The sequence below is a fragment of the Desulfoprunum benzoelyticum genome, assembly GCF_014201505.1.
Classification (GTDB): Bacteria; Desulfobacterota; Desulfobulbia; order Desulfobulbales; family Desulfocapsaceae; genus Desulfoprunum; species Desulfoprunum benzoelyticum.
In genome coordinates this window covers 26,204-43,017 of sequence record NZ_JACHEO010000001.1, presented here as the reverse complement: position 1 = coordinate 43,017, position 16,814 = coordinate 26,204, and the positions used below count along the sequence as shown (strand labels likewise).

Genomic DNA, 16,814 nt, shown 5'->3' with positions numbered 1-16,814 from the left:
ACCTACTCGCGGTAATTCTGGACGTTGGGATAGCGCCGGCCGTAGCCGAAGGCCTTGCTCGTCACCTTGAGCCCCATCGGCGCCTGTTTGCGTTTGTACTCGTTGATCCGGATCCGGCGCAGGATGTCCCGCACCATGGCCTCGTCGAAGCCCTGCGCGACGATGTCGGCCAGGGAAAGTCCTTTCTCCAGGTGCATTTCCAGGATCTGATCAAGGATCTCGTAGGGCGGCAGGTCATCCTGGTCACGCTGGTCGGCCTTCAGCTCCGCGGTCGGCGCCCGGACGATCGTCCGGGTGGGGATGATCTCCCGCTCCCGGTTGACATATCCGGCCAACTCGTACACCAGCTGTTTCGGCACGTCGGAGATCACCGCCAGGCCGCCGCTCATGTCGCCGTACAGGGTGCAGTAGCCGACCGCCATCTCGCTCTTGTTGCCGGTGGTCAGCAGCAGCCGGCCGAACTTGTTGGACAGGGCCATCAGCAGGTTGCCGCGGATCCTGGCCTGCAGATTCTGTTCGGTCAGATCCTCGGGCCGCCCGGCAAACAACGGTGCCAGCGTCTGTTGGAAGGTATCGAACAGGCCCTTGATCGGGATCACTTCGAAGCGGCAGCCGAGATGCTGCGAGAGCAGACGGGCGTCGGCCAGGGACTCTTCGGCACTGTAGACCGACGGCATCGCCACCCCGAGGACATTTTCCGGACCCAGGGCGGCAGCGGCGATCGCGGCGGTCAGGGCCGAATCGATGCCCCCGGACAGACCGAGGACGACAGCGGAAAAACCACACTTGCGGACATAATCCCTGACCCCCATGACCAGACCGTCATAAACCGAGGCCAGTTCCTCGACTGCGGCCGGGGCATGCTTTTCTCCCCGCCAGTCGGCGCTGTCGACGACTACCAGGTCTTCGGACCAGCCCAGGGCCTGGCAGATCGTGCGGCCGTCGCGATCCAGCGCATGGCTGCGGCCGTCGAACAGCAGGGAATCCTGGCCGCCGACCTGGTTGGCATACAGGAAGGGGACCTGGCAGGTGCGGCAGATCTCGGCGAAGATGGCCTTCCGCGTCTGTTCCTTGTTGCGTTGGAACGGCGAGGCCGAGATGTTGATGACCGCATCGATTGTTTCGCCGCGGGCAGCGGCGGCGGCGAACAGTTCGTCGACCGGCTGGGTCCGGTATTCGCCGATCTCGTGCTGCCACACGTCCTCACACACCGTGACGGCGAAACAGAGATCGTCGACCCGGTACAGTCCGGGCATGGCGCCGGACGCGAAATAGCGGGTCTCATCGAAGACATCATAGGACGGCAGCAACCGTTTGTCGGCACGAAAGACGATCCTGCCGCCACGCACCGCAACGGCGGAGTTGTACAACCGTTTCCCCTTTCCCCCCTCCCGCCGGACGATGGAGCCGAACAGTACGTCGATATCGGGTAGTTCGGCCATCAGCCGGGCCAGGGCCTGGTCATGATCGGCGAGGAAGGAGTCGCGTTCGAGAAGGTCCTGCGGCGGATAGCCCGGCAGAACCAGTTCCGGCAGGATTGCCAGGCGGCATCCCCGGTCGCGGGCCTCGTCGACGCGTTCCACGATTTTCCGGCTGTTGGCCGGGAAATCGCCGATGACCGGGTTGATCTGTATCAGGGCTATTTTCACCTTTGGTTCTTCTCCTGACCTGAAAGCTGTGAATGCACTATGATCCAGGCCGACAATAGTATGTATCGCCTTGACGAGGCGGGTTCCCTTTCAACCTTTACCGTTTTTTTCCGGCTTTTTCCGCTGGTATTTGCGCACGGCCTGGTTATGCTCTTCCAGGGTCCGCGAAAACTGGTGGGTTCCGTCGTTTCTGCCGACGAAATAGAGATAGTCGGTGGCGGCCGGATGCAGCGCCGCCTCGAGCGCCGACCGGCCCGGATTGCTGATCGGTCCCGCCGGCAGGCCGGTCAGGGTGTAGGTATTGTACCGTGAAGGTGTCTGCAGGTGTTTTTTGGTGATATTGCCGGAGAAACCGGCGATCCCGTAGATCACCGTGGGATCGGACTGGAGCCGCATCCCGCTCTTCAACCGATTGTGAAAGACGCCGGCGATGACTGCCCGCTCTTCGCCCCGCCCTGTTTCCTTCTCGACGATCGAGGCCAGGATCACGACCTCATGCTGCCTGGCTGTGGCGGCAGGCGCCGGGGCTACCTCAGTCCAGACCTCCCGGAACCGTCGGGTCATCATGATGATCAGTTCCTCGGCCCCATGAATATCCCGGGTGAGATGATAGGTGTCGGGGAAGAGGTAGCCCTCGAGGCTGTCGAGGTCGCCGAAGCCGAGACCCGTCACGAAGGCCTTGTCATGGGCCAGCTGCCGGAACTGCTCCTCGTCGCACCACCCCCCATGGGCGAAAATACGGCCGATCTCGTGCACCCGCAGGCCTTCCGGGATCGTCACCGAGTGCTGGACGGGTCGGGCCGCAACCAACTGCCTGAGAACCTGCAGCGGATTCATCCCGGTTGCCAGCTTGAACTCTCCGGCCCTGATCCGGCCGGAGTAGCCGAGGAGCCTGGCGAGGACCGCGAAGCGGACATCTTCCTCCACCAAACCCGCCCCGGCGAGGACCTTCGACATCTCCTTCAGCGGCGTGCCCCGGGCGATCGTCACGACCGCCGATCCTTCCACAGTGGAAGGACCGGGAGAGAACGCATAGACGGCAAGCCAACCGGCGGCCAGCAGACAGCAGCCGCAAAGGAAAAGGGCAGCCTTTAAGACTGCCCTTGATGGCGATGATGACGATGATGGCGACGGGTTCGGTGCGGATTCGACCACTGCGGAAACTACCCTTTATTGTTCTTTGCGGCCGCCGGCCTTTGCCGTTTTGCCCAGGGCGATGCGGACGACTTCATCCATGTCCTTGACCGGATAGAAGTGCATCTTGTCCCTGATGTTCTGCGGGATTTCCACCAGGTCCTTCTTGTTGAGCTCGGGGATGATGACCTTGTCGAAATCGGCCCGCAGGGCGGCCAGGGCCTTCTCCTTCAATCCGCCGATCGGCAGGACGCGGCCGCGCAGGGTCACTTCCCCGGTCATCGCCAGCCGCTTGATGACCTTCTTGCCGGTAATCGCCGAATAGAGGGCGGTGGCCATCGAGATCCCGGCCGACGGACCGTCTTTCGGGATGGCGCCGGCGGGCACATGGATATGGATATCGTTCTTTTCGAAAAATCCCGCGTCGACTCCGAGTTCTTCCGACCGGCTGCGGCAGTAGGTCAGCGCCGCCTGCGCCGATTCCTTCATGACATCGCCGAGCTGGCCGGTGAGTGTCAGCTTGCCCTTGCCCGGCATCAGGTTGACCTCGATCTGCAGCAATTCGCCGCCGACCTCGGTCCAGGCCAGACCGGTGACCAGTCCGGGCTGATCGAGCTGCTCGCGTTCGGCCTCGGGCAGGCTCTTGGGCGGCCCGAGATACCGGTCGAGGGTCGTCGCATTGATCGTATAGGGACCCTTCCCGCCTTCGGCGATTTTGAGGGCGATCTTGCGGCAGACCTTGCCGATCTCCCGCTCGAGATTCCGCAGTCCCGCCTCGTGGGTGTAATGACTGATAATGTACTCGATGGTCTCGTCCGTCAGCCGGAGATGGGCGGGCTTGATGCCGTTTTCCTTGATCTGCCGCGGCAGCAGGTACTTGCGGGCGATGACGATCTTTTCCTCCAGGGCGTAGCCGGACAGGCGAATGACCTCCATCCGGTCCTTCAGCGGCCCGGGGATGGTGTCGGTCATGTTGGCGGTGGTGATGAACATGACCTTCGACAGGTCAAGCGGCAGGTTGAGATAATGATCGGAAAACTCGAAGTTCTGTTCCGGATCGAGGACCTCGAGCAGGGCCGAGGAGGGATCGCCGCGGTAATCGGAGCCGATCTTGTCGATCTCGTCCATCATGAACACCGGATTGTTCGACGCCACCGTCTTCAGGCCCTGGACGATGCGGCCGGGCATCGCCCCGATATAGGTGCGGCGATGGCCGCGGATCTCGGCCTCGTCACGCATGCCGCCCAGCGAAATACGGTGGAACTTGCGGCCCATTGCCCGGGCGATAGACTGCCCCAGCGAGGTCTTGCCGACACCGGGGGGGCCGACAAAACAGAGGATCGGTCCCTTGGTGGAGGCGTTGAGCTTGCGCACCGCCAGGTATTCAAGGATCCGCTCCTTGACCTTGTCGAGGCCGTAATGGTCGTTGTCGAGGACCTCCTTCGCCTCCTTGAGGTCAAGCCGGTCGGTCGTCCCTTTCAGCCACGGAACGTCGAGGATCCAGTCGATATAGGTCCTGATGATCGTCGCCTCGGATGAATCGGGGTGCATCATCTCCATGCGGCTGAGCTGCTTTTTGGCCTCCTTGCGGACATCTTTCGGCATCTTGGTCCGCCGCAGCTTGCGTTCGAGGTCCTCGATCTCCTGGATCCTGTCGTCGGTGTCGCCCAGTTCCTTCTGCAGGGCATGGAGCTGCTCGCGCAGGAAATACTCGCGCTGCGACTTGCTCATCTCCTCCTTGGCGTCATTCTGGATCTTCGCCTGGACGGTCGAGACCTCGAGCTCCTTGGACAGCAGGTCGTTGACCAGCCTGAGCCGCTTGACCGGGTCAGTCTCCTCGAGGATCGACTGGGACTCGACGATCTTCAGCCGCAGGTTCGAACCGACAAGGTCGGCGAGGCGGCCGGGGTCTTCTATGTTGTTGATGATCATCATCAGGTCGGCGGAGAGGATGCCGCGCAGCGACATGATCTTCTCGGTCTGCTCGCGCACGGTCCGCATCAGCGCCTCGATCTCGACGGTGATCTCCTGGACCTCGGGTTCCTCGATGACTTCGACCGTCACCTGGTAGAAAGGATCGGTCCGCACGTAGTCCTTGATCCTCGCCTTGGACATCGCCTGAACCAGGACCTTCAGCCTGCCGTCCGGCAGTTTCAAGGTCCGCATCACCATGCAGACCATACCGACGGAATAGAGGTCCTCCTTGCCCGGGTTGTCCTTCGTCGCATCCTTCTGGGTCACCAGCATCAAGAGCTTGTTGGATCCGAGGGCCTCGTTGACCGCCTCGACCGATCCCGGACGGCCGACAAACAACGGGATGATCATATAATTGAAGACCACCACGTCCCGCACCGCCATCATCGGCAGCACTTCGGGGATCTCCATCTCCTCGTTGTTGGAGAAATCGTCCATTCCAATGCTCAGCGCATCATTAAATTCCACACATACCTCCGACAGGACTGTGGGGCGGATTACGCCCTGCCCCTTCTGTTGCAGGGAAGGCCATGCGGAGGCCTGCCCTGACCATTCACGCTCATAAAGTACACTATAAACATCATTAATCCAGAAACCTGTGAAAGACTAAACATGACTTCGCCGAAGTCAAGTCTTGGCCTGCCGAATGCCCCGGAAAATCACCGGATTTTTCATTATGCCGAAGCCCCGGCCATCCGACCGCCACGAGAATGCGCTCTGCCGGCGTTTCCTCCCGGCCTGACCGCGACGAGCCGATTTCCGTTGAACTGTTGCCATTTATCCACCATAGTGACAGTATCCTCCAGGCCTTGTTCTGCAATGACATACCAACCGATGGAAATACAATGCTGACCGCCGCAACCTTCTTTGACCTGTCGTCATTCGGGCACCCGCAACTGTTCGTCGATGGCGCCTATGTCTGGACCGCGCTCAACGGTCTCAAACGGTACATGAACGATTTTCCATACACTCTGCCCGAAGATCCGCTGCTGCCGCAGGGCGTGCCTCTCGCGGCGACGGTCGTCCTGCATGGCGGCAGGGTCCTTGCCGCCGACGGGCTGCAGATCCATTACGGCGATACGACCAAGGGCGGTTTGATCGTCAGGGACAGCGGGGAAATTCTCGCAGGGGCGACGGTGATCATGGCCGGAGCGGTACTGCTCGGGCGGGAAATCGAGTTCGGAGGGGGAGTTCTGGTGGAGAGCGGGGCGATGATCAAGGCGCCGGCGATCATCGGCGAGATGAGCGAGGTCCGGCAGGGGGCCTACCTCAGGGGCTATTGTCTCGCCGGACGCCGCTGCATACTCGGCCATGCGACGGAGGTCAAGCACAGCATCTTCCTCGACGACGCCAAGGCCGGCCATTTCGCCTACCTCGGCGACTCGATCCTCGGCGCCGGCGCCAACCTCGGCGCCGGCACCAAATTCGCCAACCTCCGGTTCCTGACCGGCAACGTGACCCTCCGAATCAACGGCGAGCGGATCGACACCGGGCGACGCAAGCTCGGCGCCATCCTCGGCGACAACACCCAGACCGGCTGCAACTCGGTCACCAACCCCGGCACGATCCTCGGCAGGAACTGCGTGCTGATGCCGAACACCACCGCGCCCTCCGGCTACCATAGCGAAGGGACCCTGATTTCCCCCAAATCTTACAGAAGATCGGGGTGACAGGCCGGCAGGATCACAGGGTCAGTCTTCGAAGCGATCGATCTTGAAGATCCTGTCGCCCGCCTGCAGCATCGTACCGATCTTGGCCGAAACGGCATTGACGACTCCGGCGACCTCGCTGAGAATCGGCGTCTGCATCTTCATCGCCTCGATCACCGCCAGCTGATCGCCGACGCCCACCTCGTCGCCGATCTCGACGCTGACGTCACAGATGGTGCCGGCAAAGGGAGCCCGTACATCCCCTTCAGTCGCCAGGGCGGCAATCTCCTCTTTCGTCAGCTTGACCTCGGCCTGGATTCCGGCCTGGAGTTCCGGTTCAAAGAGATAGAGCCGCTGGTCGTGGTCGACGTTGAGGTAGACGTTGGTCTCACCCAGTTCGGTCTTCTGGGTCGGGCCGATCTCGACGACGTGCTCTTTGCCGAAATGATCCTTGAACGTCAATTTTTCACCGAGCGCGAAGCTTCCTTCCCGGAAAAAGATTGCCGGCGGCAGGACATAGGCCTTACCGAAATTCTCCTCGAACTTGAAGAAATCGACGGCGTCGTTGGGGTGCTGGAGATAGAGGACGAGCTGCTGCTCGGTCGGTTCCATTCCCAGTTTTTCCGTCAACGCCGCCCGCTCCTGATCGAGATCGACATCCTCGATGCCCGGCATCCCCTCCTCGGCCTCGAGTATTTTTTTCCAGTCGGGACCGAAGGCCTTCTTGTAGATCCAGTCGGCCGGCTTGTAGAACGGGAAGGGGCCGTACTTGCCGAGCAGGAGGTTCTTCAGATCGCCGGAAGGGTTGGCGTAGCGTTCCCCGTCGAGGACATTGGAGACCGCCGTCGTCCACAGGATCTGCGAGCCGGGGGTGACACTCCAGTAGTTGCCGAGATCCTTCTGCACCCGCGGCAGTTCCTTGTGGAGGATATCGGGCATCCGGTCGAGAAAGCCGCCCTTGTCCGCCTGCTCGAGGCTTGAGCCCATCGCCCCGCCAGGGAGTTTATGGATCTGCACGGTCGGCTGGAAGCCCTTGATCTGAGCCTCGAACTGGGCATAGTAGCGGCGTTGGTCACGGATGGTGTCGGAGGTCTCGATCACCGCCTCCTCGCTCATACCGACGGCGGTCTTGCCGTACCCGTTCAGGGTCTGGATGACGGTAAGCACCGGCGGCGGACCGTAGAATCCTGTCAAGGCATGGTCGGAGGCATCGACGATTTTGGCGCCGTGCAGCACCGCCTCGACGATCCGGCCGATCTCGTTGCCGTCGGTATTGTGGCCGTGATAGTGGATCACCAGGTCGGGGTAGGTCTGTTTCAGGGCATCGACCAGTTCGCCGATCCGCTGCGGCGTCCCCAGGCCGCCATGATTCTTGATGCAGAGGATGACATCGCTGCCGGTGACGGCCAGGATCTCGCCGACCTTGCCGACATAGTAGGCGTTCGTGTGCTCGGGGCCGGTGGAAAAGCAGATGCTGGGTTCGTTGATCTTGCCGGCCAGCGCCACCTCTTCAAACACCGCCTGCATGTTCGGAACGTGGTTGAGAAAATCGAAGGTCCGCCAGACGTCGACGTATTTGGCGAACTCCCGCACGGTCAGGCGGATGACGTTTTGCGGGTAGGGGCGGTAGCCGAAGAGATTGGTGCCGCGGCACAGGGTCTGAAACATCGTCTTCGGCATCGCCTTGCGCAGCAGTTCGAGCTTGAGAAAGGGGTCGACCTGCTTGCGCAGCATGTCGACATGGACCGAGGCCCCACCGGTGATCTCGAGCGAAAAATAGCCGGCCGCCTCCCGTCCCTTGGCCGCCATCAGGTCGGTATGGAGCAGGATACGGTTCTTGAAGTCGGCCTGGGACAGATCCCGGGCCGTATTGGTGACATAATAGCCGTCGGCCTGACGCAGGGTGGCGATGACGGTGGCAGCATCGGTGTTCTGAACGATTCGGGTCATAATGGTGTCCGTAGAATTCTTTGCGGAAAAACGATGATTCAAGAGAATCGCCGCCTCATTTGGCGTAACGGTTCTCGCCCCGGTTATGGATCTCGGCAATCAGCCGCGCCAGCTTGTTGATCTCGGAGTTGTCTTCCTTGTACTCGAACAGGTGTTCATGGGTCTCCAGGTACGAGGTATCGAAAACACCCTGCTGGAAATCGGGATCGTTGACCAGATTCAGGTAGAACGGAATCGTTGTCTTCGGCCCGGTGATGACGTAGTTGGTGAGACAGCGGCGCAGGCGGTCGACCGTTTCCTCCCATGACCAGCCGAAAACGGTGAGCTTGACCAGCAGCGAGTCATAGACCTCGGGAATGGTGAACCCCTGGTAGCAGAAGCCGTCGAGACGGACCCCGTAGCCGCCGGGCGAGCGATAGACGCTGATGGTCTTGCCGCCTTCCGGCATAAAGTTGTTCTGCGGATCTTCGGCATTGATCCGCATCTCGATGGCGTGGCCGCGGGTCCTGATTTCCTCCTGCCGGACGTGGAGGTTATGGCCCATGGCCAGTCTGATCTGGCTGCGGACGATATCGATGCCGGTGACCATCTCGGTGACGGTATGCTCGACCTGCAGGCGGGTGTTGATCTCCATGAAATAATAGTTGTTGTCGCTGTCGAGCAGAAATTCGACGGTGCCGGCGTTGAAATAGCCCGAGGCCTTGGCGGCCTTGACCGCCGTCTGGCTGATCTCCTCCCGCAGTTCCTCGCTGATCTGGAAGGCCGGGGCGATCTCAACCAGTTTCTGGTTGCGCCGCTGGATCGAGCAGTCACGGGTGCCGAGATGGACGGTATTGCCGGCGCGGTCGGCCAGGATCTGGACCTCGACATGGCGCGGATTGACCACAACCTTTTCGAGATACACCGAATCGTCGTTGAAGGCTGCCTTGGCCTCGGCCCGGGCGATCGGGTACTGCTCCCGCAGTTCGTGCTCATTCTCGATCCGGCGGATGCCGCGGCCGCCGCCGCCCGAAGTCGCCTTGAGCATGATCGGGAAGCCATACCTGGCGACAAATTCCATCGCCACCTGCAGACCTTGCTCGCCAGACGGGAGATTTTCGGTGCCCGGCACCATGGCGATACCGGCCTCAGCCATGATCCGGCGGGCCATGACCTTGCTGCCGAGGTTTTCGATGACTTTGGAGGGGGGACCGATGAAGATCAGCCCGGCATTCTCGCAGGCCCGGGCGAGATCGGGATTCTCGGCCAGAAAACCGTAGCCGGGATGGATGGCGCAGACATTCGAGCGCAGGGCGGTGCCGATGATCTTTTCGACATCGAGATAATCTTTTCGCGGTCCGTCGCCGATCCAGATCGCCTCGTCGGCTATCCGCAGATGCCGCGAGTTTCTGTCCGGTGTTTCATAAACGGCGATGGCCTCGTAATCAAGTTCCTGAATAGCCCGAATGAGCCGGATGGCAATTTCGCCCCTGTTGGCGACAAGGATTCGTTTTTTCAAGGTTGCGACTCTTTCTGTTCGAGGGAAGAGAGACGGTATCCCGGAGGAATACCGCAGAGTGACTCAACGCGAGGCCTCTCTCTGTTCAGCCGAGGCCTGAGCAACTTATCGTTTTAGAATAAACATAATTAATGGACAAGGCAAGCAATACTGATCCTGAAAAACGAGAACCGAGAATCAAATCACCAGTTCACCGGCATGGGCAAATATGATCGGAGAGTCGTGGCGGTCTGGTGGCAGTGGGTGGACCAGGCGGCGCCGGCGGTAACAGCGACATCGGCCCACTGAGCAAGGGCGGCGCCGAGCAGAAATAAGGGGCGGCCAGGATGTAACAAGCATGGCCTGTAATGTCACCACAGCATAACAACAGCATTGCTCCAGAAAGTGACAGAGCAAATCCTTACCATTCCGGCTTGTCAATTGCCGGAATTTATACTAAGGTAACTGATAATTTGTGATATTTATATGACATGGAATCAATCAGTAAGCGTCAAATAATACACTTTAAAAGATGGTTAAATTGTCAAATAGACAGCAATGGAATCGGCATCGCCCAGGTTTGTTCAAACATTAACCAGAAGAGTCAGCACTGCGTGTTAAACGTTATTTTCGAGGAGATTTAATCGACTGTCTATGCTGCACAGAAAAATTACTGAAAACAGACCGAAGAAATGTCCTCTCTGTGAACATATATTTAAAGGAAATGGTTGGGATGAAATTGACGCCCATTGAAGATTTAAACACGGGGATGCCGTGAGTTATGAGGTAATTTGGAAAAATCTGTGTGATAATCATAAGAAATAAGCACAGACTTCACTCTAACCAAAAGTACATTTATTAAATAAAAGCAAAAAGCATAATTACTTAACAAGTCACTTCACCGGACCAGAACAAAGCTCGTTGTATCAAAAAATCAATGTGCTGAGCTGTTAGCGCGAACTTCGTGATAAAAACCCTCGTGGTGACGAATGCCTGATAATTACGCAATCTTAGTCCAGGACAATCTTGATCGGCTGTACCGTAATCTGCCTGATGGCCTCGCCAACAACCTTCCAGGCGAGCAGAATGGAGATCGATTTGTCTTTACTGCCTTTGGGGAAAGGTGCGTTATCGAGCCGAAGAGAATTACCCTTGGCAAGACCGAGCACTCCTCGGTATTCGGCATTTTAATCTCGCTTTATGCCTTGAATGCCTGTTCCGATATCTGTGTTCCTGCACCTTTCAGGTCTTTCAAAGAGTTCCCCGACAGCATGCCCTATGTGGGGGCTTTCACGACCCACACGGAACAGGTGCTTGTGCCGTATGTTGCGAGGATCAAGGAGTCGGTGCCAAGTATTCTCGAAGCACTGAATGGGGAGAAAGCTCCCCCCGGAACAGGAGGCGATTTCTCCTTTACCGTCTATCCACTGCCGAAGATCGCCCTCTGCTACATCTTTTATGAAGCAGACGATGATTTTCCTGCTTCGGCAACCTGCCTCTATTCAAGCAACGCCAACATATTCATGCCGATGGATGGACTTGCCGATGTGGGAGAATATACCTCAAAAAAAATCATAAATTTAAAGGAGTGATGATTAAAAAATAAAAAATAACCTGACCACTGACCCGCTCCCTTTTCTTAAAAGGAGACGAGAAACGCGTTGGCGCTGGACTGCCGATAGATTCGAAACGGTCAAAGAAGCCACGACGGATGACCGCGAAGTTTTGGCGGAACCGATGTTCGCTCTCTTCAACGTCTCTCAATCCTTCCTGAAATGTGCCGCCGGAATTTTGGAACCAGGCTTGTTCAGCATGCGTTGGAACATGCCGCGTCAAGAGGAATCCGCAAGGTCAGCATCGCATCATCGATCAACAGACTGATTTGAAAGAGTGGTACGAACAACTTCCCACATCTCCGCTTTACAGTCTGTTTCCCGGAAATTGAAATACAACAATCTGCCAGCAACACCATTATCTCGAACTGCACCTCAGTTGCGCTCCATTGCCGCCGGGGAGCTTCACGTTGTCGAACAGGAATCACAGAAAGGAGGAAGGAGATGGAACAGGTAATGTTTAAACTTCAAGAATTGATCGCCTTGTATGGACTGAAGGTCATAGCCGCCATAGCCATACTGGTGATCGGTCGGATTGCCGCGAAAGGTATTCGTGAAATCATCCGCCGAACGATGCGACGGGCACGTGTTGACGAAACACTGATATCGTTTGTATCAAGTATGTGCTACATCGGCATCCTGGCATTTGTCATTATCGCCGCACTGAGCCAGCTTGGGGTGGAGACGGCATCGTTCGTCGTCGTCCTCGGTTCGGCAGGTCTGGCGGTTGGCCTGGCCCTCCAGGGCTCGCTGGCCAATTTTGCCGCCGGAGTCCTGATGATCATCTTCAAACCGTTCAAGGTAGGTGATTACGTAGAGGGAGGCGGTGTCGCCGGCGTCGTCGAGGAGATCGGGATATTCACGACGGATTTGAAGTCGCCGGACAACAAGAAGATCATTGTGCCGAACGGCAAGATGGCTGGTGACAATATCGTCAACCACACGACAAAGGAAATCCGGCGGGTCGATATTGTTGCCGGCGTGAGCTACAAAGACGATCTCGACAAGGTGAAGAACGTTCTGGCGGACATTCTCGCCAAAGACGATCGCGTCCTGAAGGATCCCGCCCCGACGATCGGCGTACTGGAGCTGGCGGACAGCAGTGTCAACTTTGCCGTACGTCCCTGGGTCAAGACTGGGGATTACTGGGATGTTTTCTTTGCGACGCAGGAAAGCATCAAAAAACGGTTCGATGCCGAAGGCATATCCATTCCGTTCCCGCAACAGGATGTACATATGCACCAGGCCGACTGACCGGCCTTCACATCGTCTGCCATCCGGTTTTTTCTGCCATTACTGCCTTGGCTTGTTGACAGGTGACGGCCCGGCGTCACCTGTCGCCACCACACGCCTCGGCATCGGTGCAACCGACCGGGCATTGATCGCCGCTGCCGGAGCTCGAGGCTTTTTCTTTGAAAAATATCATGGATACGAATACAATTAGCTCACACCGGTCAGTCATGGCCGGATGACGTAATGCTCAACACCCAGGGGCAGGACGGCAGACACATCACTTTATTTCTTTCTATGACAGCCACGGAGCAGCAGGTATGCGACCCGGATTATCACCCGATCAGACAAACAAGACAAGCCCGATTATCGACAGGCAGGTCATGGTGGGAGAGATCGACCGGCTTGCCCATCAGCTCCTGAAGCTGGAAAACCGGCTCAACTCCAATATCCCGACCACCCTGTGGATCAGCGATCTGCACGGTGAAGGCGACCGGTTCAAATCGATCCTCCGCGGCCGCTTCGGCATGCTCTACCAGACCTGCCGCGAGGCCCTGCCCAACACCTTCAGCCCCGACAAGATCCAGTACCTCGTCCGCATCATCCGCAAACAGCAGTACCTCCGCGACGAGGAGATCGCCATGGACATGCAGGACGTCATCTTCTGCCTGGTCCAGATCCTGCAGTACAAGCTGACCAACATCGGCTACCAGGTCAGCGAGATCTTCCCGCCGGAGTTCAGCGACACCATCAGCCGGCTGCTCTCCGGCCTGCCGGTGCCCAACCCGATCTTCGAGGAGGAGATCATCTCGCTGCGCCTGATCGCCCACCTCGCCCACATCATCCGCCAGGTGCTGCTCGACCGGATCCAGGTCCTGGGCGATATCTTCGACCGCGGGCCGCAGCCGGACAAGATCATCCGCATCCTGTCGTCGAGCGCCTATCGCGACATGGTCGATTATGTCTACGGCAATCACGACATCCTGTGGATGGGGGCCGCCTCCGGCAACCGCTCGCTGATCGCCGAAACGATGCGGATCACCTGCCGCTACGATCACTTCGCTTTGATCGAACGGCTGCGTTTCGACACGACCCATCTGGCCGAATTCGCCGAACGCACCTATCCGGTCGACACCATCACCGGCAACTTCAAGGCCAAGACCAGCAAGGGACGGGCGATGGAGAAGGCGCTGGCGATCATCCAGTTCAAGCTCGAGGAGCAGACCATCCGCGACTACCCCGAGTACGATATGAAGGCGCGGCTGTGGCTCGACCGCCTGGCACTGATGCTGAAAAGCGGCAACACCGAGGGGCTCAACGACACCAGCTTTCCGACCATCGATCTCGAAGATCCCGGCCGTCTGTTGCCGGAGGAACAGGAGATTATCGATGATCTCGCCCGTCAATTCGCCACCAACCGCCGCCTCAAACGGCTGCTCAAGTTCTTCTTCACCAAGGGCCAGACATACCTGATCCATAATAATTTCCTTAACATCCACGCCCTGGTGCCGTCGACCGCCGACGGTGATTTCGAGGAGTTCCTCGGTCGCAAGGGCAAACAGCTCCTCGATTTCGTCCAGGAGACGATCAGACGGGTCGGCGCCAACTACCTTCAGGACAAACCGCAGCGCCCTCAGGATCAGGCCCTCTTCTTCTACCTGTGGTGCGGCCCCAGGTCGCCGTTTTTCGGCAAGCACGCGATGAAGACCTTCGAGCGCTACTTCCTGAGCGACAAGCAGACCCACAAGGAACGATCGCTGTACTGGAAAGACAACTTGCAGAGTGAGGCCTTCAAGGAGAAGATGCAGCAGGAGTTCGGCATCCAGCGGGTCATCTACGGCCACACCCCGATCGATTACCGCAAGGGGGCGCAGATGGCGAGCACGGACGGGGTGGCGATCAACATCGACGGCGGCTTCGCCGAGGCCTACTACAACCGCGGCCACTCGCTGGTCCACACCCCGCACCAGTTGTACGGGATCATCCTGCCGACGCCGACCGAGATCATCGAGGCCGAACGCCGGCTCGAATCGGCGCCGCTCGATATCGAACTGATCGACGAATTCCGCCAGCCGATGAAAATCAAAGACACGATCGAAGGCCGCGCCCTGAAGAAACAGCGCGACGAGATCATGGCGCAGATCAGGAAGCTGGCGCAACAGAACGGGCACGCCGCCGCCTTTCCTCCCTATGCACAGAACTGATTTCATGGACACCAACTACGGAATGGAGATCGTCAGGGCGACGGAGATCGCCGCCCTGACCGCCGCACGGCTGCAGGGACTTGGCGACCATGCCGGCATTCTCAACGAAACCCGCCAGGCCATTGCCAAGACCCTCAACCGGCTGGCGATCGAGGGCTGCCTCGTCAACGACCGCTTCGTCGACCGCCAGGGCATCTTTCAACTGCCGGCAGCCATCGGGCGCGGCGGTCAGAAGGCGGACCTGATGGCGGTGGCCCTCGAGGCCTACCACTCCGCCGCCGACGGCCGCAACAACTCCACCTCCTTTGCCGTCATCGCCAAGGAGGGGTCGATCCAGTCGGTGCCGAACCTCAACATGTACAAACTCGTCGTCGGCCCCGAGGCCGGCCAGGTCATCGACATCAACCAGCCGCCGATCGTCAATGTCAAACGGGTCGCCCGGGCATTGAAAAAATATACCGAAAGCGTCACCGTGCTGATCCTCAACCAGACCCGCCACCAGCAGCTGATCAACGAGGTCCGCAGCTGCGGCGCCAGGATCAAGCTGATCGACGAAGGCGAGATCTCCGGCTGCCTGGCGGCGATCACCGGCGAGCGGGCCGATATCTACATGGGCTACGGTTTCGCCCCCGAGGGGGCCCTGGTCGCGGCGGCGATCAGCTGCCTCGGCGGTTATTTCGAGGGCAAGATCTTCTACGAGAACGATCGCGACCGGGCCCAGGCCGAGGCGCACGGGATCAGCGATCTCGACAAGATCTTCCGGGTCGAGGATCTGGTGCGGAGCAAGGAGGTGGCGATCGCCGCCACCGGCGTCACCGACAGCGAGTTCCTCGAAGGCGTCCGCTTCACATCCAACGGCGCCATCACCTCCTCGTTTATCGCCCGGGGGGAGACACGGACCTACCGCAAGCTGGAGACGCGGCATTTCTTCGACTACAAACCGGTCTATTAGCGCCGCCGCATCGGGCTCCCCATCGCGGAGCACCTGGAGAGATATGAGACCAAACCTGTACTGGCTGCAGTGCGGCGGATGCAGCGGCGACACGATGTCGATGCTGAACGCCGATTCGCCCAACATCGCCGAGGCCACCAATTCCATCGGCCTCGATGTCCTGTTCCACCCCTCGTTCTCGACCCTGACGCCGGCACGGCACCTGCGGCTCCTCGACGAGCTGGTTGGCGGCGCCCTGCCCCTCGACATCCTCTGCGTCGAAGGCTCCGTCATCACCGGCCCCAATGGCACCGGAATGTTCGAGACCTTCGCCGGCCGCCCCAAGAAAGACCTGATCGCCGAACTGGCGGCACAGGCCGGACTGATCGTCGCCGTCGGCACCTGCGCCGCCTTCGGCGGCGTCACCCGGGCCGGCGACGTCGGCGGCCTCGGCCTGCAGTTCGCCGGCAAGGATGCCGGCGGCTTTCTCGGCCCGGACTTTCTCAGCCGCGAAGGATCGCCGGTCATCAACCTCCCCGGTTGTCCGGTCCATCCCCAGGTCCTGATCGGCACCCTCAGCGCCCTGGTGGTCGGCAAGCGGCTCAAGCTCAACGAGCGCAACGCCCCTCTCGAGTACTACAACATGCTGGTCCACCAGGGCTGCACTCGCAACGAGTACCACGAGTACCAGATCGAGGAGACCGATTTCGGCCAGATGGGCTGCCTCTTCTTCCACATGGGCTGCCACGGGCCGCTGGCCCATGGCCCCTGCAACAAGTTCCTGTGGAACAACCGCAGCTGCAAGACGCGCTCCGGCATCCCCTGTTTCGGCTGCACCGAACCCGATTTCCCGCAGGACACCCCGTTCTTCGAAACCCCGAACATCGTCGGCCTGCCGATCAATCTGCCCGACGGCGTCGACCGCCCCCACTATCTCGCCTACAAGGGCATGGCCGCGGCGGCGGCGCCCGAACGGCTGAAACACCGCCAACCCAAGGTCTGA

General features: G+C 59.3%; 12 protein-coding genes. 7 read left to right on the top strand and 5 right to left on the bottom strand.

The features are described from left to right. Positions 1–2 precede the first annotated feature (2 nt). From HNQ81_RS00165 to lon, 3 genes are all read right to left on the bottom strand, one after another. Entirely contained in the window at positions 3–1,649 is a 1,647-nt protein-coding gene (locus tag HNQ81_RS00165; protein WP_183347070.1) for an NAD+ synthase, read from the bottom strand. A 90-nt stretch (positions 1,650–1,739) separates the two neighbouring features. After that, complete coding sequence (mltG, locus tag HNQ81_RS00160) at positions 1,740–2,804, bottom strand: endolytic transglycosylase MltG (RefSeq protein ID WP_183347068.1); 1,065 nt, start codon at positions 2,802–2,804, stop codon at positions 1,740–1,742. Positions 2,805–2,819: 15 nt separating this feature from the next. Beyond that, a complete protein-coding gene (gene lon, locus HNQ81_RS00155; protein ID WP_183347933.1) occupies positions 2,820–5,195 on the bottom strand; it encodes an endopeptidase La in 2,376 nt (791 codons plus the stop codon). Positions 5,196–5,602: 407 nt separating this feature from the next. Between lon and HNQ81_RS00150 the strand changes: the two genes are divergently transcribed. Further along, a complete protein-coding gene (locus HNQ81_RS00150; protein ID WP_183347066.1) occupies positions 5,603–6,427 on the top strand; it encodes an LbetaH domain-containing protein in 825 nt (274 codons plus the stop codon). Between the two features lie 21 nt (positions 6,428–6,448). Here the strand turns inward: HNQ81_RS00150 and HNQ81_RS00145 are convergent, their stop codons facing one another. Both HNQ81_RS00145 and HNQ81_RS00140 read right to left on the bottom strand, forming a co-directional pair. After that, entirely contained in the window at positions 6,449–8,356 is a 1,908-nt protein-coding gene (locus tag HNQ81_RS00145) for a biotin/lipoyl-containing protein (RefSeq protein WP_183347064.1), read from the bottom strand. Positions 8,357–8,411: 55 nt separating this feature from the next. Continuing rightward, positions 8,412–9,854, bottom strand: a complete 1,443-nt coding sequence (locus HNQ81_RS00140) for an acetyl-CoA carboxylase biotin carboxylase subunit (RefSeq protein ID WP_183347062.1) — start codon at positions 9,852–9,854, stop codon at positions 8,412–8,414. A gap of 968 nt (positions 9,855–10,822) precedes the next feature. Between HNQ81_RS00140 and HNQ81_RS00135 the strand changes: the two genes are divergently transcribed. The 6 genes from HNQ81_RS00135 (at position 10,823) to HNQ81_RS00110 (ending at position 16,814) form a co-directional block, all read left to right on the top strand. Beyond that, on the top strand, positions 10,823–11,425 hold the full coding sequence (locus HNQ81_RS00135) for a DUF3786 domain-containing protein (protein ID WP_183347060.1): 603 nt from the start codon (positions 10,823–10,825) through the stop codon (positions 11,423–11,425). Positions 11,426–11,608: 183 nt separating this feature from the next. Next, on the top strand, positions 11,609–11,719 hold the full coding sequence (locus tag HNQ81_RS17970) for a GNAT family protein (protein WP_183347058.1): 111 nt from the start codon (positions 11,609–11,611) through the stop codon (positions 11,717–11,719). Between the two features lie 183 nt (positions 11,720–11,902). Next, on the top strand, positions 11,903–12,700 hold the full coding sequence (locus tag HNQ81_RS00125) for a mechanosensitive ion channel family protein (RefSeq protein WP_244960465.1): 798 nt from the start codon (positions 11,903–11,905) through the stop codon (positions 12,698–12,700). Between the two features lie 296 nt (positions 12,701–12,996). After that, positions 12,997–14,880 carry a fructose-bisphosphatase class III gene (locus tag HNQ81_RS00120; RefSeq protein WP_221270800.1) on the top strand — a complete coding sequence of 628 codons (1,884 nt, stop codon included), beginning with the start codon at positions 12,997–12,999 and terminating at the stop codon, positions 14,878–14,880. 4 nt (positions 14,881–14,884) lie between these two features. Beyond that, the gene (locus HNQ81_RS00115) at positions 14,885–15,832 is read left to right on the top strand and encodes a fructose-bisphosphatase class II family protein (RefSeq protein WP_183347054.1); all 948 of its coding nucleotides are present in this window, start codon (positions 14,885–14,887) and stop codon (positions 15,830–15,832) included. Between the two features lie 43 nt (positions 15,833–15,875). After that, positions 15,876–16,814 (top strand): NADH-quinone oxidoreductase subunit B family protein, encoded by a 939-nt coding sequence (locus HNQ81_RS00110; RefSeq protein ID WP_183347052.1) that lies wholly within the window; start codon positions 15,876–15,878, stop codon positions 16,812–16,814.